Here is a 20,581-nt window from a genome sequence, read left to right on the forward strand (position 1 = left end):
AATAATCATGACTTCAGCATCGAGTATGGATCCGGCAGTGGCTGCTGCGGACTCCCCAGCGAGCAGCACCGCAACCGGCCCCACGGGGCCCGAACCGGCATCCGCGCTGGGGTCACGCCCCATCGGCGTCTTCGACTCCGGCGTCGGCGGCCTCACGGTGGCCCGGTCGATCATCGACCAGCTGCCCAACGAATCCATCCTGTACGTCGGCGACACCGCGCACGGGCCCTACGGCCCCCTTCCCATCGCCGAAGTCCGGGCCAACGCCCTCGGCGTCATGGACGAGCTCGTGGATTCCGGCGTAAAGCTGCTGACCATCGCCTGCAACTCCGCGTCCGCCGCCGTGCTGCGCGACGCCCGCGAACGGTACACGGCCCGGTACGGGATTCCGGTGGTCGAGGTGATCCAGCCGGCCGTCCGGCGTGCCGTCGCGGCAACCCGCACGGGCCGGGTGGGCGTGATCGGGACCTCGGCCACGGTGGGCTCGCGCGCCTACGAGGACACCTTCGCCGCTGCCCCGGATTTGTCGATCACGTCCGTGGCCTGCCCGGCGTTCGTGCCCTACGTGGAAGCAGGGATCACCACGGGACCGGAACTGCTTGCCGTCGCCCGCGAGTACCTGGCGCCGCTCATTGCGGCCGGGGTGGACACCGTGGTGCTCGGCTGCACCCACTACCCGCTGCTCACCGGCGTGATCTCGTTCGTCCTGGGCGAGGACGTCACGCTGGTCTCCAGCGCCGAGGAAACGGCCAAGGACGTCTACCGGGCGCTGGCCTCCCGGGGCCTGGAGCGCACCGACGCCGCGGCCCCCGAGCACAATTTCATCGCCACGGGCGACGCCGCCCAGTTCGAGCACCTCGCGCGGCGCTTCCTCGGCCCCGAGGTCCTCAGCGTCCGGCACGTCGACCACGTCGCGGCGCAGTACCCCACGGGCAGCCTCGCCCGGATCACCCCGGAGATGATCGCCGCCGCCCAGGCCGCCACCTCGCAGGCCGGTGCCGGCCGGCCGCGGATATCCAACTTCGTGGGCGGATCCGCAGGCGGGGGAAAGCTGCTGTGAAGCTGACCATTGTGGGCTGTACCGGGTCCTTCCCGGGGCCGGGCTCGCCGGCGTCGTGCTATCTGCTGACCGCCAACGACGGCGAGCGGAACTGGAAGATCGTCCTGGACCTCGGCAGCGGGGCGCTCGGCGCCATCCAGCGCTACACGGACCTGGAGGACATTGACGCGATCTTCCTCACGCACCTGCACCCGGACCACTGCATGGACCTGTGCGGGCTCCACGTTGCCGTGCGCTGGAAGCCGGGCGGCTGGGGGCGGGGCAGGATTCCGGTGTGGGGGCCCGCCGCCACCGCTGACCGGATGGCCACAGCCTACGGCCTGGACCTGGATCCGGGCATGCACGAGGAATTCGACTTCAGCAACTGGTCCGAGCGCAAGCCGGTGAGCGTCGGCCCGTTCACGGTGACGCCCTACGCGGTGAACCATCCCGTCGAGGAGGCCTACGCCCTCCGTGTGGAGGTCACCGAGCCTGCCAAGGACGGCACGCCCGTGACCCGCGTCCTGAGCTACTCCGGGGACACGGACTCCTGTGCGGGCCTTGAGGACGCAGCCCGCGACGCCGACCTCTTCCTGTGCGAAGCGGCGTTCGAGGAAGGCCGCGACGACGACATCAAGGACGTGCACCTGACCGGCAAGCGGGCCGGGGAGGCCGCCGTGGCCGCCGGAGCGCGGCGACTGCTGCTGACGCACATTCCCGTCTGGACGTCCCCCACCACCGTCATGGCCGAGGCCAAGGACGTCTTCGGCAAGGACGTGGCCGTCGCCGTCGCCGGTGTGCACTACACCGTCTAGCTGACCGCCACCGTACAGCTGGCCGGCGCCGTACAGCTGGCCGGCGGCGCCGGCGGGGGCGGGTGAGTCGATAAGCTAAAGGCATGACTTCCCAAGCTCCCAGTGTCCCCGTCATCCGCGCCGACGGCCGTACGCCCGACCAGCTGCGCCCGATCAGCATCACGCGCGGCTGGTCCAAGCAGGCCGAGGGTTCGGCCCTGATCGAGTTCGGCAACACCCGGGTCCTGTGCACGGCCTCCCTGACCGAAGGCGTGCCGCGCTGGCTCAAGGGCGAGGGCCGCGGCTGGGTCACCGCCGAATACGCCATGCTGCCCCGGGCCACGAACACCCGCTCTGACCGCGAGTCCGTCAAGGGCAAGATCGGCGGCCGCACCCACGAGATCTCCCGGCTGATCGGCCGCTCGCTGCGCTCCATCATCGACACCAAGGCTCTCGGCGAGATCACGATCGTGCTGGACTGCGATGTCCTGCAGGCCGACGGCGGCACCCGCACCGCGGCCATCACCGGTGCCTATGTGGCACTCGCGGACGCCATCCGTTTCGCCCGCGAGAGGAAGATGATCGGCCGCAACGCCGAGCCCCTGATTGACACGATCGCCGCCGTGTCCGTCGGCATCATCGACGGCGTGCCGATGCTCGACCTGCCCTACGTCGAAGACGTGCGCGCCGAGACCGACATGAACGTCGTGGTGACCGGCTCCGGAAAGTTCGTGGAGGTCCAGGGCACCGCCGAGGGCGCACCCTTCGACCGCGACGAGCTGAACAAGCTGCTGGACCTGGCGCTGCTGGGCACCGAGCAGCTCGCCGCCATCCAGCGCGACACCCTGGCGGAGGCCCCGTGACGCAGGCGCCGTTCGCGGACCGGCCGGCCGCTGACGGCCCGGCCCCGCGGCTGGTCCTGGCCACCCACAACAAAGGCAAGCTCCGGGAACTCCGCGAGCTGCTGCGTGGCCAGGTGCCCGGCCTCGACGTCGACACGCAGGTGGTGGACGCCGGTGCCGTCGGTGCCCCCGACGTCGCCGAGACCGGCGTGACCTTCGCGGAGAACTCGCTGCTGAAGGCGCGGGCCGTGGCCGAGGCCACGGGGCTCGTCGCGATCGCCGACGACTCCGGACTTGCCGTGGACGTCCTTGGCGGCGCACCCGGGATTTTCTCCGCCCGCTGGTCCGGCCGGCACGGCGACGACGCCGCGAACCTGCAGCTGCTGCTCGCCCAGCTGGCCGACGTGCCGGATGAGTACCGCGGGGCCGCGTTTGTCTGCGCCGCGGCGCTGGCCGTGCCCGGGTCCTCGCCCGACGGCGGCCGGGAAGTTGTGGAGTACGGGCAGCTGGAAGGGACACTCCTGCGGGAGCCGCGCGGGGAGGGCGGTTTCGGCTATGACCCGGTCCTGCAGCCGAGCGGGCTGGACCGCAGCTGCGCCGAGCTCAGTTCCGAGGAGAAGAACGCCATCAGCCACCGGGGCCACGCGTTCCGGGCGCTCCTGCCGGCCATCGTCGAGGCTCTCGCCGGTAAGTAGCCGAGCCACGCACCGGCGAGGCGGAAGACGAAGGAAGGCGCCCCACACGGTGGGGCGCCTTCCTTGTTAACTGGTGCGCACTGCTGTGCTGGGATACGGCGTCTTGGACTACGGGGTCCGGCGCTCTTCTTCCGGCTCATGCTCCTCGATGAACTCATCCACCACGCCCGTGCCGTACTCCTCGGACTGTCGCTTGGCGATGACACCCCGGATGACCTCAATGGCGATCGGTATCACGGAGACCAGCACGATGGCGATGAAGATGATGTCCAGGTTGTCCTTGACCCACGGCACCTTGTCCCCGAGCAGGTAGCCCAGAAGCGTGACGCCGCCGCCCCAGAGGACTGCGCCGATCACGTTGTAGGTGAAGAATTTGCGTTTGCTCATCTGCGCGACGCCCACGATCACCGGGACGAAGGTGCGGATGATCGGGACGAACCGGGCCAGGATCAGGGCCTTGCCGCCGTGCTTTTCGAAGAATGCGTGTGCGCTGTCCACGTTTTCACGCTTGAACAGCTTGGAATTGGGCCTGTTGAACAGGGCTGGTCCCGCCTTGGATCCAATCAGGTAGCCCACCTGGTTGCCGACGATCGCGGCGACGATGATGAGCGCGGTCAGGACCCAGATGTTGACCTGGATGGTGCCGGTGGCCACGAGCAACCCGGCCGTGAACAACATGGAGTCCCCGGGCAGGAAAAAACCGATCAACAGCCCCGTTTCGGCAAAGATGATGCCGCAGACAAGGAGGACCACCCACGGCGCGAAGGCCGGATTCGCCAGGAAAACCTGCGGGTTGAGCCAGTCTGGCAGGAAGGAGGCCAGCTGCGGCTGGACGGGGCCGGCGCCGCCGAGGGCGGACACGGCGAGGTCGCTCATTGCTAGTACGTTCACCCGTTAAGGGTACTTGACGGCCGCCGGCCGGCCCCCGGGTGCCCTTCCCGGTGCGGGAGGCGCCGCCCGCGGGCGGTAAAGTTGGGCCGTGACTTTGGACTTTACGGCGATCGACTTTGAGACCGCGAACGGCTTCCGCGGTTCACCGTGCGCTGTTGGCCTGAGCAAGGTGCGCGGCGGCGTCGTCGTCGAGGAAGCCTCCTGGCTCATGCGGCCGCCGGAAAACCATGACACCTTCGATCACCACAACGTCCGGATCCACGGCATCCGGCCGGACCAGGTGGCGGGACTGCCGCGGTTCGGTGAGCTGTTCCCGGAGATCGGCGCGTTCATCGGCGGCGACGTGCTGGCGGCCCACAATGCGGGATTCGATCTCGGTGTGATCCGCTCTGGGCTGGAGGTGTCCGGGCTGGCCGGGCCAGCCTACGACTACGTCTGCACGGTGATCTTGTCCCGGCGCTGTTACTCCTTGGTGTCCAATTCGCTGCCCTATGCCGCCGAGGAGGCAGGCGTCCCGCTGGTCAATCACCACGATGCCGCCGAGGACGCCCGGGCCTGTGCCGGCATCCTGATCGACATCGCCGCCCGCAACAGGGCGGCGAGCATCGCCGAACTCTATCTGTCCCTGGGCCTCACGGTCTCGCACCAGCCGGCCTTCGACCCCCGGCGCGACCCGCTGTCCAAGGCCACCCTCGCGGCGCTGGACGCGCTCGCCGGGGGAACTGCCGGCGCACCTGTTGGCCGGCGGTTCGTGGCCGGATGGCCAGAGGAGGGCCCCAACCCGGTGCCCAATGCCGCCGCCAGCCCGGACCATCCGCTGTTCGGCCAGACCGTCGTGTTCACCGGCGAGCTGGCGATTCCCCGGCCCGAAGCCAAGGTCCGCTCCGCCGAGCTGGGCGCCCGGCCTGAAAGCCGGGTCACGGCCCGCACCACCGTCCTGGTGGTGGGCGACGGGTTTGTGGCCGCGGACCTGCGATCCGGCCGGCTCACGGGCAAGGCGCGCCGCGTCCTGGAACTGCACGACCGCGGGCAGCGGATCGAGGTCTTGTCCGAGGGTGAATTCCTCCAGATGGTCGGCGGACACCTGGCCGCAGCACCCTTCTGAACTTTTCCCGCCTGAGCCGGGCCTGCCGGAGCCGGGCCCGGCTGAACCAGCCTTGCCTGAATCCGCGGTCACATGGCGCAACAATCATTCCCGCCCCGGCGCGCCCGCTCGTAGCCTTGGGCGATGAGCAAACCCACGGATGCACAGACTCCCGCAGTGCCCTCGAAGTCCGTGCCCTCGAAGTCAGTGCCCTCGAAGTCCGTTCAGCCGCGCGGCGTTGACTGGCGGTGGGTGTTCGCGTTCCCCAACCCGGTGAACGAATACGCCGCCCGGATCACCGCTGCCCTGGTGGTGGCGCTGTCCGCGGTGACCCTGCTGACCGGTTTCGGCTGGGGGCTCGCCATCATCGCGACCGGGTTCTGGCTGCGCGTGCTCTTCGGCCCCCGGATCTCGCCCCTGGCCCTGCTCTCGGTCAAGGTCCTGATGCCCTGGCTCGGCCGGACCCGCCTCGTTCCCGGCCCGCCAAAGCGCTTCGCCCAGGGCATCGGCGCAGCCGTGTCGACGGCGGCCGCGTTGCTGCTGGCTGCCGGCCTTGCGCCTGCGGCGTGGGTCCTGCTCGCGGTGCTGATAGCCGCCGCGTCCCTTGAGGCGTTCGCCGGGTTCTGCCTTGGCTGCACGATTTTCGGTTTCCTGCAGCGCCGCGGACTCATCCCCGCGGACGTCTGCGAAGCCTGCAACAACATCTCGCTCCGGGGCGCCTAGGATCCGCAACCAGGCCCGGACATGTCCCGGCGATGCGGCCAGCAGCGATGGAACATGTCCTTCGGTTCGCTGATGGAGCGCCGGACATGTCCCGCGGAGGCTCTGACGACCGGACATGATGGCAATATGTCCAGTCCCCGCCGCCGAAGATGCGCATGTCCTTCGGTGCGCTGATGGAGCGCCGGACATGTCCTTCGGTGCGCTGATGGAGGCCCGGACATGTCCCGCGGAGGCTCTGGCGACCAGACATGATGGCAATATGTCCAGTCCCCGCCGCCGGAGATGCGCATGTCCTTCGGTGAGCAGATGGAGGCCCGGACATGTCCTTCGGTGCGCTGATGGAGGCCCGGACATGTCCTTCGGTGCGCTGATGGAGGCCCGGACATGTCCTTCGGTGCGCTGATGGAGGCCCGGACATGTCCTCCGGAGGCCCTGGCGACCGGACATGATGGCAATATGTCCAGTCCCCGCCGCCGGGGATGGGCATGTCCTCGTTGCGCGGCATTGGCGGATGGACATGTTCTTTGCACCGGGGCGCCACGGGGCATGCCCCGGGGACAGTTGCCCGGTGACGCTACGCGCCGGTGACGGCCGCCAACCTCGACGCCATGCCCCGGATGACCTCCGGCGCCTCGAGTGCCGCCAGCCAGTCGGCCGGCAGGCACCGCTCGCCGTAGTAAGCCCCCAGGATGTTTCCGGCGATCGACGCCGTCGAGTCGCTGTCCCCGCTGTGGTTCACCGCCACCGCAATTGCCGCCCGGAAATGCGACTGGGCGTCGGCGTCGGCAGGGCCGGCGTCCGCCATTGCCGGCTCGCCATCTGACCCCGCCTCCGGCACCGGAACAGTGGCCAGCACGGCGTACAGCGCCACGGCCAGGGCTTCCTCGGCCACCCACCCCTCGCCGAGTTCGCTGACCAGGTCCTCGGGGCTGAGCACGCCTCCGCCGCCAAGCAGGTCACCGGCCAGCCGCAAGGCCGCCTCCAGCCGTGCCACAACATCCGGATCCGGATCCTCGCCCTTGCGCAGGATGCCGCCGCGCAGGTGCCTGAGGGCCGATTCCGCCGCTTGGCGCAAACCGTGGCCGGAGGACAGGGCGTGGATGACCAGGCTGAACATGCCTGCGCTCTGCCGTGCCGCGGGGTGCCCGTGCGTCAGGGACGCGGCATCGGCACTGAGCTTGTAGACCGTTTCGGGTTCGAGATGGGGGATCAGGCCGAACGGGGCCGAACGCATCACGGTGCCGCAGCCTTTCGAATCTGGATTGACCGGCCGCTTCACGGTGCCCATCTCGCCCGTGGCGAGTCCGCTCAGGCACGCCTTGCCGGGCGAACGCCGGTTCTTCAGGACGGCCTGGGCATCGATCCAGCGCGGCGGCTGGAACGGGGCCGACGACGGCACTGCGACGCCCTGGGTGGCGAGCCAGCGCAGGTATGCGAGCCACAGGCACGCGTTGATGTCCGATGCCACGCCGTCGTTCGCCCATTCCAGCGCTTCCAGGAGGCCGTCCGCGGTGTACAGCGTCATTTGCGTGTCGTCCGAGAACGGGCTGCCGGCGTCGAGCGCAGAAAAGTCCTGCAGGCCCGCGGGGCCAAACCGGGCCCGGATCGCGGAGATGTCGTCGAACTCGACGGCGTAACCCAGCGAATCACCGAGCGCACCGCCAAGCAGGCAGCCGTGGATGCATGAGCCGTGGGCCGGTGCGGGGGAGTGTGGCTGGCCGGGTGATGGGGCGGGTGCGGGGCTGGTCCCGGGCTCGGTGCTCATGCCCTCAAATTTACCCGGCGCTGCCCCGCACTCTGCAATGCCGCCGTCGCTGCCCCCGGACTCTGCAATTCCGTCGTCCCAGCCCCGCGGACCCTGCCCGCACCCTGCAATGCCGGCTAATGCCGCCGACCCAGTGCCGCGGACCCAATGCCGCCGTACCCGATGCAGCTGTCCCCAATCCCGCGGGCGGCGGATGCGGAACGCCGGTAGGGTGCTGTTAGGACCCGTCCAGCGGTCAGGCGAAGCAACCGCCGGCGGCGTATCCGTCCGGCAGCGGGAGGAAACGAATGCGCGAACCAGTGTGGCGGAAGACCGGGACCACCCCCGATTACAGATTCTCCCTGGCCAACGAGCGGACGTTCCTGGCCTGGATCCGGACATCCCTGGCCCTGATTGCCGGAGCCCTGGCGATTGACCAGCTGGCTCCCGAGATCGCGCCCGGACCCGTGCGGATCGCGTTGTGCGTCGTCCTCGCGTTCCTCGGCGCAGGCCTGGCCGCCTTGTCCTACCGCCGGTGGGGACTCATGGAGGCTGCCATGCGTAACAACCAGGAGCTGCCGTTCTCCGGCGTGATGCTGGTGATGACCATCGGCGTCGCGGCCGCGGCGCTGGTGTTCGCCGCCCTGATCCTGGTGGCGCGGTGAGGCCTGAGGAGGTCCGGGATCCCGGACTGCAGCCCGAGCGGACATCCCTGTCTTGGCGCCGGACGCTGCTGACCCTGATCGTGGCGGACCTGCTGATCTGGCGCAGCTGGGCGCTCGCGGGGTCCCGCGGAGGCGTTCCGGGTCCCGTTGATTTCCTTGGTGTCTGCGCGCTGGCCGCCATGGCCGCGACGTTGGTGGTGGCTGTATGCGTGCTGGTCCGCGGGCGGGAGCTCCGGCGCTCCAACGCCGCGCCGCCGGCTGCGCTGCTGCGCTGGGCCGCCGCCGCCGTCGTCGCCCTTGCCGCCAGCGCCGTGGCAGCGGTGGCCCTGGGGCACTGAACTGGGGCACTAGGCCAGAATCCAGCGAACATCCAGATTCCGCTGGCAGACTGCTCGCGGACCCATTCTCCCGGGCGGCCGAGGCCGCACCCGGACCACCGCCCGGCGGCGGGCCAGCGACGCCGCAACTGCAGCCCCCGGCCGCGCCGCCACCAGCAAAGGAATCCTCACTATGACCCTGCTTGTGCCAGCCCGCGAATCCGTTGGCGTCCAGTCACCGGCCGCCAGCGACGTTTCGCCCCGGCCCCGACTCGTGGCCCGGCTCTCCGCTGAGGCGCTGGGGACTCTGATCGTGGTGGTCGCAGGCCTGGGCGTGCCGCTCTTCACCATTCCGCAGTCCAACCCGCTGCCTGCCGCACTGGCCGCCGGCCTGGCGCTGACGGCCGCGATGCTGGCCGTCGGCTACGTCTCCGGCGGCCACTTTAACCCCGCCATCACCGTGGGCAACGCCATCGCCGGCCGGATCCGGCTGGCCGACGCCGCCGCGTACATCGGCGCGCAGCTCGTGGGCGCCGCGCTCGGGGCCGTTGCCCTGTTCGGCGTCCTGCGCACGATTCCGACGATCAACGACAGCCAGGGCGCATTCGCCACCGTGGCGGCCGGATTCGGCGAGCACTCGATCATCCAGGTGCCCATGGCAGGCGTTCTGCTCGTGGAGGTCCTCGGTACCGCCCTGCTCGTGGCCGTGTTTCTGGCAACGACGGCCAGCCGGAATCCTGCCAGGGCGGCTGCCCCCTTCGCGGTGGGCCTGACGACGGCGATGCTCCTGCAGTTGGGCCAGGCGCTTGGCAATGTTCCCTTCAACCCGGCCCGGGCCACGGCCTCGGCCATCTTCAGCGGCCCGGACGCGCTCGGGCAGCTGTGGCTGTTCTGGGTGGCGCCGGTGGTCGGCGCGGCCGTCGCCGGGCTGGTTTTCCGCGGCTTCGCCCAGAGCACTGTTCAGACAGGGCGGACCACTGACCCGGCCGGCGCAACGCTCACCGACGCCGACTTGGACGACGCCGATGTGAACTCCGACTTCGACGATGCGGACTTCAATGACGCGGAGCTGACCGACGGCCTGGACGACGGCCAGAAGGTCGGCGCCGGCCACAGGGGCAACGGGAGGGTCGCCGCCGCTTCGGCGCCCGACCGCACCGTAGCCCAGGACGACGAGGCCCGCAGCTTCTTCGACCGCAAGGGTGGAAAGTAGCAACACCTCCGGACCTCCTTTGACTTCGGTCACCCTTCCGGGGTGGTGGCGCAAGAGTGTCGGTGCCAGCCGATACCGTAGGAATATGCGGTTATTGCACACCTCCGACTGGCACTTGGGCCGGTCCTTCCACGGCATCGGCATGCTCGATGCCCAGCGAGCCTTCGTCGACCAGCTCGTGACCTTTGTCCGGGAAGAGAGCGTGGACGTCGTCCTCATCGCCGGGGACGTCTATGACCGCGCACTGCCGGGAGTCGACGTCGTCGGACTGCTGGATGACGCCCTGGTGCGCCTCACGGGTGCGGGCGCCCAGGTTGTCCTTACCAGCGGCAACCACGACTCCGCCATCAGGCTGGGGTTCGCGTCGCGGCTGCTCGAGCGCGGGGGAGTGCATCTGCGCACCCGGCTGAACGAACTGGACCAGCCCGTGCTCTTTCCACTCGGGGACGACGCAGCGCCGGTGCTGGCCATCTACGGGATCCCCTGGCTGGAGCCCCGGCTGGTCGCCGAGCAGCTGGGCGTCGAGACCGCGAGCCACTTCGAGGTCACACGCGCCGCCACCGAACGGATCCGTGCAGACGTGCGGCACCGGAGCCAGACCCGGACCGTCCATTCGGTGGTCCTGGCGCACACTTTCGCCAGCGGAGGCATCAGTTCTGACAGCGAACGGGATCTGAGCATCGGGGGCGTCGGCGCCGTTCCGTTGGATCTCTTCGACGGCTTTGGCTACACGGCGCTGGGCCACCTGCATGGCCGGCAGGAGCTCTCCCCGGCGGTGCGCTATTCCGGCTCGCCGCTGGCATACTCCTTCTCGGAGGCGAAGCACAAGAAGGGCAGCTGGCTCGTGGAGATCGACGCCGACGGAATCGGCGGGGTGCGCGAAGTGCAGTGGGAAGCGCCCCGGGCCCTCGCCGTGCTCCGCGGAAAGCTGGATGACCTCCTCGCATCGGAGGACTTCGCCTGGGCGGAGGCCGCCTACTGCCAGATCACGCTGACGGACGCCGCCCGCCCCGCCCAGGCGATGGACCGCCTGCGGGCACGGTTCCCCGACACCCTGGTGCTTGGCTTTGATCCCGATGGCTCCGGCGCGGCGCCGAAGGCCAGCTACAGCAGCCGGCTGGCCGAAGCCAAGGATGACCTCTCCGTCTGCTGCGGTTTCCTCGATCACGTCCGCGGCCGGCCAGCTTCCGACGCCGAAGCCGCCGTTCTCACCGAGGCGCTCGAAGCCGTGCGCCTGGAAGGGGTCTCCCTGTGAGGATCCACCGCCTGGAGATTGCCGCCTTCGGCCCGTTTGCGGGCACGGAGCGGATCGACTTCGACCGGCTCAGCGCACACGGACTGTTCCTGCTCAATGGCGCCACCGGCGCGGGCAAGACGAGCGTCCTGGACGCCATCTGCTTCGCCCTCTACGGATCGGTTCCCGGGGCCCGGCAGGACGGGAAGCGGCTGCGCAGCGACCACGCAGAGGCCGCCACCGAGCCCCGCGTCACCTGCGAGTTCTCGGCCAAGGGCCGGCATTTCGAAGTCTCCCGGTCGCCCGCCTGGGACAAACCGAGCGCCCGGGGCAAGAACGGCTTCACGGTCCAGCAGGCCAATACACTGCTCCGCGAACGCATCGACGGCGCGTGGGTGGAGAAGTCCGGCCGGAACGATGAGGCCGGGGCCGAGATCACCGATGTCCTGGGCATGAACCGGGACCAGTTCACGCGCGTGGTCATGCTGCCGCAGGGCGACTTCGCGGCGTTCCTGCGCTCCAAGGCATCTGACCGCCTGGAGCTGCTGCAGAGCCTTTTCGGCACCCAGCGCTTTGAGGCCGTGGAGCAGGAACTATCCCGGCAGGCGCTGACCGCCAAAGCGGAGGTCGCAAGCCTCACCACAAAGCTTGACCTGCTCCTGGCGCAGGCCGAGGCTGAAACCGCGGTACTTGAGCTCGACCCCGCAGATGCCCCCGGCAGGGACCAGCCCGATGCCCTGCTGGCCTGGCTTGACGACGCCGCGGCAACAGCCGCGGAGGGCCGGCGGGCCGCCGCCGCGGCAGCCGAGAACCACGCCGCTGAACATGCCTCCGCGTTGGAGGCCGCCAACGCGCGGGCAAACCGCCACGCCAAACTTGCCGCCGCGGAACTGCGGCGGCTTGACGCCGACGCCGCCGCCCCTCTGCTGGCGGAGAAAGCCGCCGCCCTCGGACTGCACCGCCAAGCCGAAGTGCTTGGCGGCCAACTGCAGGCCGTGGACAGCGCCGCGGCAGCGGAGGAACGGGCAGGAACAGCCCTGCTGGAGGCCGCGCGCACGCTTCGGTCCGCGGCACTGACGGACACGGAGCTCGCGGGGCAGGACCTTCTCATCGACGCAGGGAGGGGGAAGGCCGACGACGACGCCGCCGGCCCGCACGCCGCGCTGGACAGCGCAACCGTCCGGAGCACCCTCACACGGCTGCGGTCCCTGCAGGCCGTGCTCACCGAACGCCTGCCCGACGAATCCCGGCTCGTCGGACTTACTGAACGCCGCGGCCGGCTGCGCCAACAGTTGCAGGAGCTGGAATCCGGTCAGCGGACCGGCGCCACTGCCCTGGCCGCCCTGCGTTCCGAGTCGGTGGCCCTGTCCACCGGAATCCGTCCCCTCGAGGAACTTGCCGCGGAAGTCCAGCTGCGCACCAAGGAGGCCACGGCAGCTGACGAACTCGTGACCATCGTTGGCCGCTTCCTCGCCGCCGAGGCCGAGTGCTCGGCAATCGCTGAACAGCACGCCGCAGCCCGGAACGTACACCAGGACCGGAGGCAGCACTGGCTGGACCTCCGGGAGCAACGGCTCACGAACGCCGCGGCCGAGCTCGCCACCCAACTTCTCGCCGGAGTCCCATGCCCCGTCTGCGGCAGCCCGGAGCACCCGGCACCCGCCCCGGCCGCAGCCTCTGCCCTGGCCGTCGCCGAGGCTGAAAAGGCAGCGCAACTAGCCAGCGACACGGCGGAAGAGACCTTCGCTGCCCTCGGACGCGAGCTCGCCGACGCCCACCAAAACGTCGCCGTCCTGGCAGCCCAGGGCGGCAGCACACCTCCCGAGGAAGCCCGCTTGGAGGCGGCCCTGGCCCGGGAACGGGCCGAGGACGCCGCCCGCGCCGCCACGGACCTTGCCGCCAGCCGGGCCCGGCTGTCAGAACTCGAGGCGGCCATCGCCGCCGCGGACCGGGCACAGGCCGACGCCGCCTCCGGCATCGCCCAAACGCAATCCACGATCGCCGAGATCGACGAACAGGCAGAGGCGCTGGAACACTCCCTGGACAAGCTGCGCGCCAGCCACGCGACGCTCGAACAGCGGATCGCCGCCCTGGCATCAACCGCCTCAGTCCTTGAACACGCGGACGCCGCGCAGTCGGCCCTCGAACTGGCCGCCGCCCGCACCGCGGAGGCACGCCGACAACTTGAGCAGGCCCTGCCCGCAGCCGGTTTCAGCACCGCAGCGGCGGCGCGGGACGCTCTGCTGCCGGCGCCGGCAGCAGCAAGCCTCGAAACGGCCATCCGGGCCGGACACGACGAAGCCGCCAGGATCCAGGAACTGTTTGCCGGCGAGGACCTCGCCCTGGCGGCGGCCGAGCGGGGCGCCGGGGAGCTCGTCAGCGATGCCGCCCTCGAAGAGCTCAGGACGGAAGCGGCGGCGGCCGACCGGAAAGCAAGGGAAGCCGTGCTGGCGGCCGGGCTGGCGGAAAACTCGCTCCGGACCCTCGGACGCATCGCCGTTGATTACGCGGAACTGGCCGCCGCCGGCAGGGAGCCGCGGGACCGGGCCGCGCTGCTCGCCGCCGTGGCCGACGCCGCCAAGGGCGGAGGCGACAACACCTACCGCATGAGCCTGAACAGCTACGTCCTTGCCGCCCGGCTTGAGCAGGTGGCCGTCGCCGCCTCGGAACGCCTGATTGGCATGAGCGACGGCCGCTACACGCTGCGGCACACCGACGCTAAGGCCGCGCGCGGCGCGAAGTCCGGCCTCGGCCTGGAAGTCGTGGATGAGTGGACCGGCCAGCGCCGGGACACCGCCACCCTCTCCGGCGGCGAGTCCTTCATGGCCTCACTGGCGCTGGCCCTCGGGCTGGCAGATGTGGTGCAGCACGAGTCCGGCGGCGTCGACATCGAGACCCTCTTCGTGGACGAGGGCTTCGGCAGCCTCGATGAGCAGGCGCTGGAACAGGTCATGGACGCCCTCGAAGGCCTCCGCGACGGCGGCAGGGTAGTGGGGCTCGTGAGCCATGTGGCGGAAATGAAGCAGCGCATCGGCACCCAGCTCCAGGTGGTCAAGGGCCGCAGCGGCTCCACCCTGCACATCAGCGACGACACCCGGGCCTGAATCCCTGTCCTGACCCCCCTTGTCCTGAGCCCCGGCCGCAGCCGGCCAGCCCGGACTGGCCGTCCGGGCATCAGCTATCATTGATCTGTTACCGGGTCGCGCGCATCGGGAGGAGGGACGATGCGCATTATTGAGCGAACCCGGAAACCATGAACCCTTCACCGTCTTCTTTGGCGTCTACTCTTGACGCCCCCATTTCGACCGACGCCCCCACTGCGACTGCGCTGCCGGCCCCCGAGTCGGCCAAGGGCGGCCGCTTCGCGCGGCTGCCGCTGCTCGCCGGCCGCAGCTTCATCCCGCTGGGTCTCTTCGCCCGCCTGCCGCTGGCCATGCTCACTGTCGGTGCCCTGACGCTCGTCACTTCCGTCACGGGCTCCTACGCCGTTGGCGGCGCCGCGGCCGGTGCCGTCGGCATCGGTTCCGCACTGGGTGCTCCCGTCCTGGGCGTCCTCGCCGACCGGCTCGGCCAGCGCCGCGTGCTGCTCGTATCCGCCATTGCCAACACCGTGGCCGTCGTAGCCCTGATCCTCGCGGCGTACCTCATTGCCGGGGCGCAGGACCTTGCCGCCGCCGTCCCCGTGCTGGCCGCGGCCTTCGTAGCCGGGGCCAGCTGCCCGCAGGTCGGTCCGCTGGCCCGGGTCCGCTGGATGGCCCTGACCTCCCGGACCTCCGGGCGCGGGGCGGCCGCGAACGCCGCTGACCTGGACACGGCCCTGTCCTATGAGAGCACCGCCGACGAGCTCACCTTCGTGCTCGGCCCGGCCCTGGTCGGCATCCTGGCCAGCCTGCTCGCGCCGTGGCTGCCGCTGGCCCTGGCCGCGGCATTGACTGTTGTCCTCGTACCCGCCTTCGCCGTCCACCCCACGCACCACGCGGTGGTCCGCACAGCACGGCGCCCGTCCTCAGGCCAGGCAGCTGAACCGGCGGCCGCATCGGCCTCCGGTGTGGTTCCCGCAGCGGCAGGGGACAGGAACGCGGACGCCCGCACGGCGGCCCAGCGCGCCAGGACCTTCGCCGCCGTCGCCCTGCCCGTACTGGCGATGGTGTGCATGGGCACGTTCTTCGGCTCCACGCAGGCCTCCCTGAGTTCCTTCTCCGCCAGCTTCGCCACGTCCGAGCTCGCGGGCCTGCTCTACGCCGCGATGGGACTGAGCTCTGCGGCGGCCGCCCTCTCGGTCGCGTACTGGCCCCGCCGCCTCACGGTGAACATCCGCTGGATTGCGTGCGCGGGGCTCATGGCAGGGCTCGCAGCACTGCTGTTGCTGCCCACGACGGCGCTGCCCATGGTTCTCGTGCTGCTGGTCCTGGGCCTGCCGGTGGGCCCGCTCATGGTCACAGTTTTCGCCATCGGCGGCCTCGTAGCTCCGGCCGGAAAGCTTGGCACGGTCATGACGGCCCTGGCCAGCGGCATTGTCGCCGGCACCGCGCTCGGATCCTCCATCGCCGGGCAGCTGGCCCAGAACTTCGGCTATTCGACGGCGTTCCTGGTTCCCGTGTGCGCCGCCACGGCGCTGTTCCTGCTGGGAACCGCAGCCGCCGTCGTACTCCGGCAACGCGGACGGAAGACGACGCCGGCCGCCTAAGCCCCCAACTAGCTCGCAGCAGGGGCCGTTTTGAGGGCTGAAAACGGCCCCTGCTGCCAGTCAGGTGGGCCGGCAGGTTCTAGCCCAGTTGCGCCTCGATCCGCCGCGCGGCCTCCGTGAGCGCCCCGGCGACCTCGTCCGGATCCTGTGCGGCGCGGATATACACGACGGCGAGGGCGGCCGGCCGGCCGCCCGGCACGCGCAGCGGCACCGCGATGGAGGACACCCCCGGAATCACCTCGTCATGGCTGGCGGCAAAGCCGCGGCGCCGGGCCTCGGCCGCTTCGGCCCGGTAAGGGATGCCCGGGACCAGCGCCCGCCACTCCTGTTCCGGGAAGGCGGACTGGATGGCGATGCCCGGCGCCCCGGCGCTGATGGGATGCCGCGACCCAGGGTGCTGCACCACCGCGGCGCCGCTGTGCCGCGGGTCCACCGTCACCAGCGTCACACACTCCTCCCGGTCCCAGACCGCCACAAAGGCGCTCATGGTCAGGGTGTTGGCCAGCACGGTCAGCTCCGGCAAGGCCGCCGACTGCAGGTTGCGGGAGACCCCGCGCGCCAGGACCGCCAGGCCCGGGCCGGGCTGGACGCGGCCGCCGTCGTCCCGCACCAGCAGCGAGTGGTCCTCCAGGGTGCGCAGGATCCGGTAGGCCACGGAGCGGTGGACGCCCATAGCATCGGCGAGTTCGGCAATCGTGAGCGGCTGCTGCGCCTCGGCCAGGATCTCCAACGCCCTGATGCCGCGGGACAGCGTCTGGGACGGGGAAGCCTGGGCAGTGCCGTCGTTCGGGGTCATGGGGTACATCCTAGGGGTGGGGATGCCGGCGTGCCGGGCAACCCTTGTGTTCCGGCTCACGGTCCGCTAGCGTTCTATATGGGAACTACTTGTTCGATTATAGAACAACACCGTACCCAAAGCACAGGTCAACCACACCACGACCGAACAAGACCGCACCGAACGCGAGGGATCAGTGATGATTGCCAAGCCACGCGACCACGCCGGCGGTGTCCGGGGCCAGGGCGCGCTGTCTGCCCCGCGAGCCAACCACTTCCGGGGGAGTCTTGGCAGGTTTGCCACCGGCGTCGCGATCGTGACTTTCGACGGGGTCACCAAGCGCCACGGCATCACCGTAAACTCCTTCACCTCAGTGTCCATGGAGCCTCCGCTGGTGCTGGTCAGCATCGCCCGTGCTGCCAGGGCCCACGATGAACTCGCCGATCGGCCCTTCACGGTGAATATCCTCGGCGCCGAGCAGCGGCACCTGGCCATGCATTTCGCCGGCCGTCCCGGCCCCGAGCCGCTGTGGGTGGAGGGGGACACCGCGCCGCGGCTGTCCAATGTCCTCGCCTATTTCGAATGCAAGCCGTGGGCGGCGTACGACGGCGGCGACCACACCCTCTACGTGGGCGAGGTGGTGGACTTCAACTACCGCAACGGCGATGCCCTGGCGTTCGCCAACGGCACATTCACCACCATCCCGGAAAGCCAGCTGGGCATGGAGGACCTGCTCTAGCGCCGCACGACATCCATTTAACACAGCATCCAATCAACACAGCTCAGCTCAGTTCAACGACGACTGGAGGAAGACCAATGGGTATCCGCACCGGACGGCAGTACCTGGACAAGCTCAACGCCATGACCCCGCATGTGGTGATCGACGGCGAGGTGGTCAGCGAGAAGATCGCCGAGCATCCGGCTTTCCGCAACGTGGCCCGCTCCTACGCCAAACTCTTCGACATGCAGCACGACCCGACGTACCAAGAGGCGCTCACCTACTCCTCGCCCAGCACCGGGGACCTGGTCAACGCCTCCTTCCTGGTGCCCAAGACCATCGAGGACCTCCAGCGCCGCCGCCGCGCCATCTCCACGTGGGCCGAGTCCTCCAACGGCTTCCTGGGCCGCTCCGGGGACTACATGAACTCCGCGCTCACCGCGCTGGGCACGGCCGGGAAGTGGTTCACGCAGGCGGACCCCAAGTTCGGCGAGAACATCCGCAACTACTACGAGTGGGCCCGGGAAAACGACGTCCTCGCCACGCACACCCTCATCCCGCCGCAGGTCAACCGCTCGGTTTCGGGCTCGGAGCAGCTCGGCGGCCAGCTCTCGGCCCGGATCGTGGAGGAGCGCGCGGACGGGATTGTTATCCAGGGCGCCCGGATGCTCGCCACCATCGCCCCGATTGCCGACGAACTGCTCGTGTTCCCGTCCACGGTCCTGCGGGGCACCCCGGAAGACGCGCCGTACTCCTACGCGTTCGCCATTCCCAACGATGCCCCGGGCCTGCGCTACCTCTGCCGTACCTCGCTGTACAACGGCGGCAGCACCCACGATGAGCCGCTGGCCTCCCGCTATGAGGAAATGGATGCCGTCGCCGTCTTTGACCACGTCTTCGTGCCCAGCGAGCGCATCTTCATGCTCGGCAACCCGCAACTGTGCAACAGCTTCTACACCGAAACCGGCGCCGGGGCGCTCATGACCCACCAGGTGGTCACCCGCACCATCGCCAAGAGCGAGTTCTTCCTGGGCCTGGCGTCGGAACTGGCCGAGGCGATCGGCATCGACGGGTTCCAGCACATCCAGGAGGACATCGCCGAGCTGATCATCGACGTCGAAATCGGCAAGGCGCTGGTCCGCGCCTCCGAGGCCGACGCCGGACTCAACGATGCCGGGGTCATGCTGCCGAAGTGGTCCACGCTGAACGCGGCCCGCAACTGGTACCCGAAGATCGCCCAGCGCTTCCCGCAGATCATCCGGAAGTTCTCGGCGTCGGGCCTCATGGCACTGCCGGGCGAGGCGGACCTCAACAGCGAGGCCCGGGCGGACATCGAACTGTACCTGCAGGGCAAGACCCTCACCGGCCCCGAGCGCGTCCGGCTGTTCAAGCTGGCCTTTGACGCCTCGATTTCCGGGTTCGCCGGGCGCCAGTCGCTCTACGAGTACTTCTTCTTCGGGGACCCGGTCCGCATGGCCGGCGCCCTGGTCAACACCTACGACCGCGAACCGGTCCGGGCCAGGGTCCGTGAACTGCTCAACCGCAAGGACTGACCCGCGCAAGACACTCCCCGCGACTATGTGTGCCCTATCACACATCTCATAGTATTATTTGGGGATACTAACTGACCGTTCGATCAGTAATTCGAGGGCTGGCAATTTCCGCGGCCAGCACTCAAGAGGCACCAGCTAGTCACTTCGCACCCACTTTGGGCAGTACCTCTGCCCCCAGCAACGGAGTTCCAATGACCGTAACTTCATCCGTAGATTCCGAGGCGGGTCCCAGCAGCAAACATGAGGAACGAAAGGTCCTCGCCGGGACCCTGGTCGGCACCACCATCGAGTGGTACGACTTCTTCATTTTTGCCCAGCTGACAGCCACGCTGCTGTCGCCGCTGTTCCTCGCCCCGCTTAACGCATCCAACCCGGGCCTGGCGCAGATCCTGTCCTTCGCCCTCATCGGCATCAGCTTCCTGTTCCGCCCGCTCGGCGCGATCATCGCCGGCCACCTGGGCGACCGCCTCGGCCGCAAGGCCATGCTGGTCTTCACGCTGGTCATGATGGGTGCCGCCACCGCGCTGATCGGCGTGCTGCCCACTTACGCGCAGATCGGTGTCTGGGCCCCGATCCTGCTCATCACCCTCCGCGTCATCCAGGGCTTCTCCGCCGGCGGTGAATGGGGCGGCGCTGCCCTAATGGCCGTCGAGCACGCACCCAAGAGCAAGCGCGGCCTGTTCGGTGCCTACCCGCAGATCGGCGTTCCGGTCGGCATGATCCTCGCCACGGGCCTGCTGTACTTCCTGAACACGTCCATGTCCAAGGAGGACTTTGCGTCCTGGGGCTGGCGTGTGCCGTTCCTGCTCTCGATCGTGCTGATCGTCGTCGGCTACCTGATCCGCCGCGCCGTGTCCGAGAGCCCGGTCTTCAAGGAGATGGCTGCCCGCAAGGAAGAGAGCAAGGCGCCGCTGGGCGAGCTCATCCGCAAGCACAAGAAGGCCGTCCTCTACTCCACCATGATCTTCATCGGCAACAACGCTGCCGGCTACCTGTTGATCGCGTTCTTCATCTCCTACGCCACCAAGTCCCTCAAGATGCCCACCCCGCAGATCCTGCTGGCCACCACGCTGGCTTCCTTCGGCTGGCTCATGTTCACGCTGGTCGGCGGCTGGCTCTCGGACAAGATCGGCCGCGTCAAGACCTTCCTGATCGGCTACGGCATTGTCTTCGCCTGGATGATCCCGATGTTCGCCCTCATCGACACCAAGGACATCGTGCTCTACGGCGTCGCGCTGTTCGTCCTGACCATCGGGCTGGGCCTGTCCTACGGTCCGATGTCCGCCATGTACGCCGAGATGTTCCCGGCGAACGTGCGCTACTCGGGCATCTCGATCGGCTACGCCTTCGGTGCCATCCTCGGCGGCGCGTTTGCAGCCACGATCGCGGAAACCCTGCTGCAGGGTACCCACTGGACCGGGTCGATCGGCATCTACATCATGGTCCTCTGCGTCATCTCCGCCATCGGCGTCCTCCTGGCCGGGGAGACGAAGGGCCGCCCGCTCGGCGTCAGCAGCCACCACTAGGGGCCACCACAAACAACGCGGGGTCACTTCGCGCCCATCCAGATCATTCGGAGGGGCCGCAAGTGACCCCGCGTTGCTTTT

18 protein-coding genes are annotated in these 20,581 nt (G+C 69.3%); 15 read left to right on the forward strand and 3 right to left on the reverse strand.

The window, feature by feature from the left end; genetic code table 11:
* The first annotated feature begins 25 nt into the window (after nucleotides 1–25).
* The 4 genes from murI (at nucleotide 26) to rdgB (ending at nucleotide 3,370) form a co-directional block, all read left to right on the forward strand.
* Nucleotides 26–1,060, forward strand: coding sequence for a glutamate racemase (murI, locus tag AC1DEM_RS17845; protein WP_476885668.1), 1,035 nt, complete (start codon nucleotides 26–28; stop codon nucleotides 1,058–1,060).
* The gene (locus tag AC1DEM_RS17850; protein ID WP_377985166.1) at nucleotides 1,057–1,854 is read left to right on the forward strand and encodes an MBL fold metallo-hydrolase; all 798 of its coding nucleotides are present in this window, start codon (nucleotides 1,057–1,059) and stop codon (nucleotides 1,852–1,854) included. The genes murI and AC1DEM_RS17850 overlap by 4 nt, the downstream gene beginning before the upstream one ends.
* An 83-nt stretch (nucleotides 1,855–1,937) precedes the next feature.
* Entirely contained in the window at nucleotides 1,938–2,696 is a 759-nt protein-coding gene (rph, locus tag AC1DEM_RS17855) for a ribonuclease PH (protein WP_476885632.1), read from the forward strand.
* The gene (gene rdgB / locus AC1DEM_RS17860) at nucleotides 2,693–3,370 is read left to right on the forward strand and encodes an RdgB/HAM1 family non-canonical purine NTP pyrophosphatase (protein WP_476885633.1); all 678 of its coding nucleotides are present in this window, start codon (nucleotides 2,693–2,695) and stop codon (nucleotides 3,368–3,370) included. The genes rph and rdgB overlap by 4 nt, the downstream gene beginning before the upstream one ends.
* Before the next feature lie 108 nt (nucleotides 3,371–3,478).
* On the opposite strand, the gene AC1DEM_RS17865 is transcribed toward rdgB, so the two are convergent.
* Entirely contained in the window at nucleotides 3,479–4,246 is a 768-nt protein-coding gene (locus AC1DEM_RS17865; protein ID WP_476885669.1) for a VTT domain-containing protein, read from the reverse strand.
* A 103-nt stretch (nucleotides 4,247–4,349) separates the two neighbouring features.
* On the opposite strand from AC1DEM_RS17865, the gene AC1DEM_RS17870 reads away from it, so the two are divergent.
* A complete protein-coding gene (locus AC1DEM_RS17870) occupies nucleotides 4,350–5,366 on the forward strand; it encodes a 3'-5' exonuclease (protein WP_476885634.1) in 1,017 nt (338 codons plus the stop codon).
* A gap of 123 nt (nucleotides 5,367–5,489) precedes the next feature.
* Entirely contained in the window at nucleotides 5,490–6,068 is a 579-nt protein-coding gene (locus AC1DEM_RS17875) for a DUF4395 domain-containing protein (RefSeq protein ID WP_476885635.1), read from the forward strand.
* 574 nt (nucleotides 6,069–6,642) lie between these two features.
* Here AC1DEM_RS17875 and AC1DEM_RS17880 read toward each other — a convergent pair.
* Nucleotides 6,643–7,833, reverse strand: coding sequence for an ADP-ribosylglycohydrolase family protein (locus AC1DEM_RS17880; RefSeq protein WP_476885636.1), 1,191 nt, complete (start codon nucleotides 7,831–7,833; stop codon nucleotides 6,643–6,645).
* A gap of 287 nt (nucleotides 7,834–8,120) precedes the next feature.
* Here AC1DEM_RS17880 and AC1DEM_RS17885 point away from each other — a divergent pair, with 287 nt between their 5' ends.
* The 6 genes from AC1DEM_RS17885 to AC1DEM_RS17910 all read left to right on the forward strand — a co-directional run bounded on the left by AC1DEM_RS17885 (nucleotide 8,121) and on the right by AC1DEM_RS17910 (nucleotide 15,928).
* Nucleotides 8,121–8,477: a YidH family protein gene (locus AC1DEM_RS17885; protein ID WP_476885637.1), complete on the forward strand. Its 357-nt coding sequence runs from the start codon at nucleotides 8,121–8,123 to the stop codon at nucleotides 8,475–8,477.
* Nucleotides 8,474–8,815 carry a DUF202 domain-containing protein gene (locus AC1DEM_RS17890; RefSeq protein ID WP_476885638.1) on the forward strand — a complete coding sequence of 114 codons (342 nt, stop codon included), beginning with the start codon at nucleotides 8,474–8,476 and terminating at the stop codon, nucleotides 8,813–8,815. Before AC1DEM_RS17885 ends, AC1DEM_RS17890 begins: the two co-directional genes overlap by 4 nt.
* 172 nt (nucleotides 8,816–8,987) lie before the next feature.
* Nucleotides 8,988–10,007: an MIP/aquaporin family protein gene (locus AC1DEM_RS17895; protein WP_476885639.1), complete on the forward strand. Its 1,020-nt coding sequence runs from the start codon at nucleotides 8,988–8,990 to the stop codon at nucleotides 10,005–10,007.
* 85 nt (nucleotides 10,008–10,092) lie between these two features.
* The gene (locus AC1DEM_RS17900) at nucleotides 10,093–11,262 is read left to right on the forward strand and encodes an exonuclease SbcCD subunit D (RefSeq protein WP_476885640.1); all 1,170 of its coding nucleotides are present in this window, start codon (nucleotides 10,093–10,095) and stop codon (nucleotides 11,260–11,262) included.
* Nucleotides 11,259–14,345, forward strand: coding sequence for an AAA family ATPase (locus AC1DEM_RS17905; RefSeq protein ID WP_476885641.1), 3,087 nt, complete (start codon nucleotides 11,259–11,261; stop codon nucleotides 14,343–14,345). The genes AC1DEM_RS17900 and AC1DEM_RS17905 overlap by 4 nt, the downstream gene beginning before the upstream one ends.
* A 149-nt stretch (nucleotides 14,346–14,494) precedes the next feature.
* Nucleotides 14,495–15,928, forward strand: coding sequence for an MFS transporter (locus AC1DEM_RS17910; RefSeq protein WP_476885642.1), 1,434 nt, complete (start codon nucleotides 14,495–14,497; stop codon nucleotides 15,926–15,928).
* A gap of 79 nt (nucleotides 15,929–16,007) precedes the next feature.
* Here the strand turns inward: AC1DEM_RS17910 and AC1DEM_RS17915 are convergent, their stop codons facing one another.
* Nucleotides 16,008–16,724 (reverse strand): IclR family transcriptional regulator, encoded by a 717-nt coding sequence (locus AC1DEM_RS17915; RefSeq protein ID WP_476885643.1) that lies wholly within the window; start codon nucleotides 16,722–16,724, stop codon nucleotides 16,008–16,010.
* Between the two features lie 178 nt (nucleotides 16,725–16,902).
* Here AC1DEM_RS17915 and AC1DEM_RS17920 point away from each other — a divergent pair, with 178 nt between their 5' ends.
* The 3 genes from AC1DEM_RS17920 (at nucleotide 16,903) to AC1DEM_RS17930 (ending at nucleotide 20,500) form a co-directional block, all read left to right on the forward strand.
* On the forward strand, nucleotides 16,903–17,442 hold the full coding sequence (locus AC1DEM_RS17920; RefSeq protein WP_476885644.1) for a flavin reductase family protein: 540 nt from the start codon (nucleotides 16,903–16,905) through the stop codon (nucleotides 17,440–17,442).
* Nucleotides 17,443–17,519: 77 nt separating this feature from the next.
* Nucleotides 17,520–18,974 carry a 4-hydroxyphenylacetate 3-monooxygenase, oxygenase component gene (gene hpaB, locus AC1DEM_RS17925; protein WP_476885645.1) on the forward strand — a complete coding sequence of 485 codons (1,455 nt, stop codon included), beginning with the start codon at nucleotides 17,520–17,522 and terminating at the stop codon, nucleotides 18,972–18,974.
* Nucleotides 18,975–19,165: 191 nt separating this feature from the next.
* Nucleotides 19,166–20,500: an MFS transporter gene (locus AC1DEM_RS17930; protein WP_476885646.1), complete on the forward strand. Its 1,335-nt coding sequence runs from the start codon at nucleotides 19,166–19,168 to the stop codon at nucleotides 20,498–20,500.
* Nucleotides 20,501–20,581: the final 81 nt, after the last annotated feature.

It is taken from the genome of Arthrobacter sp. 05T420 (assembly GCF_056396305.1).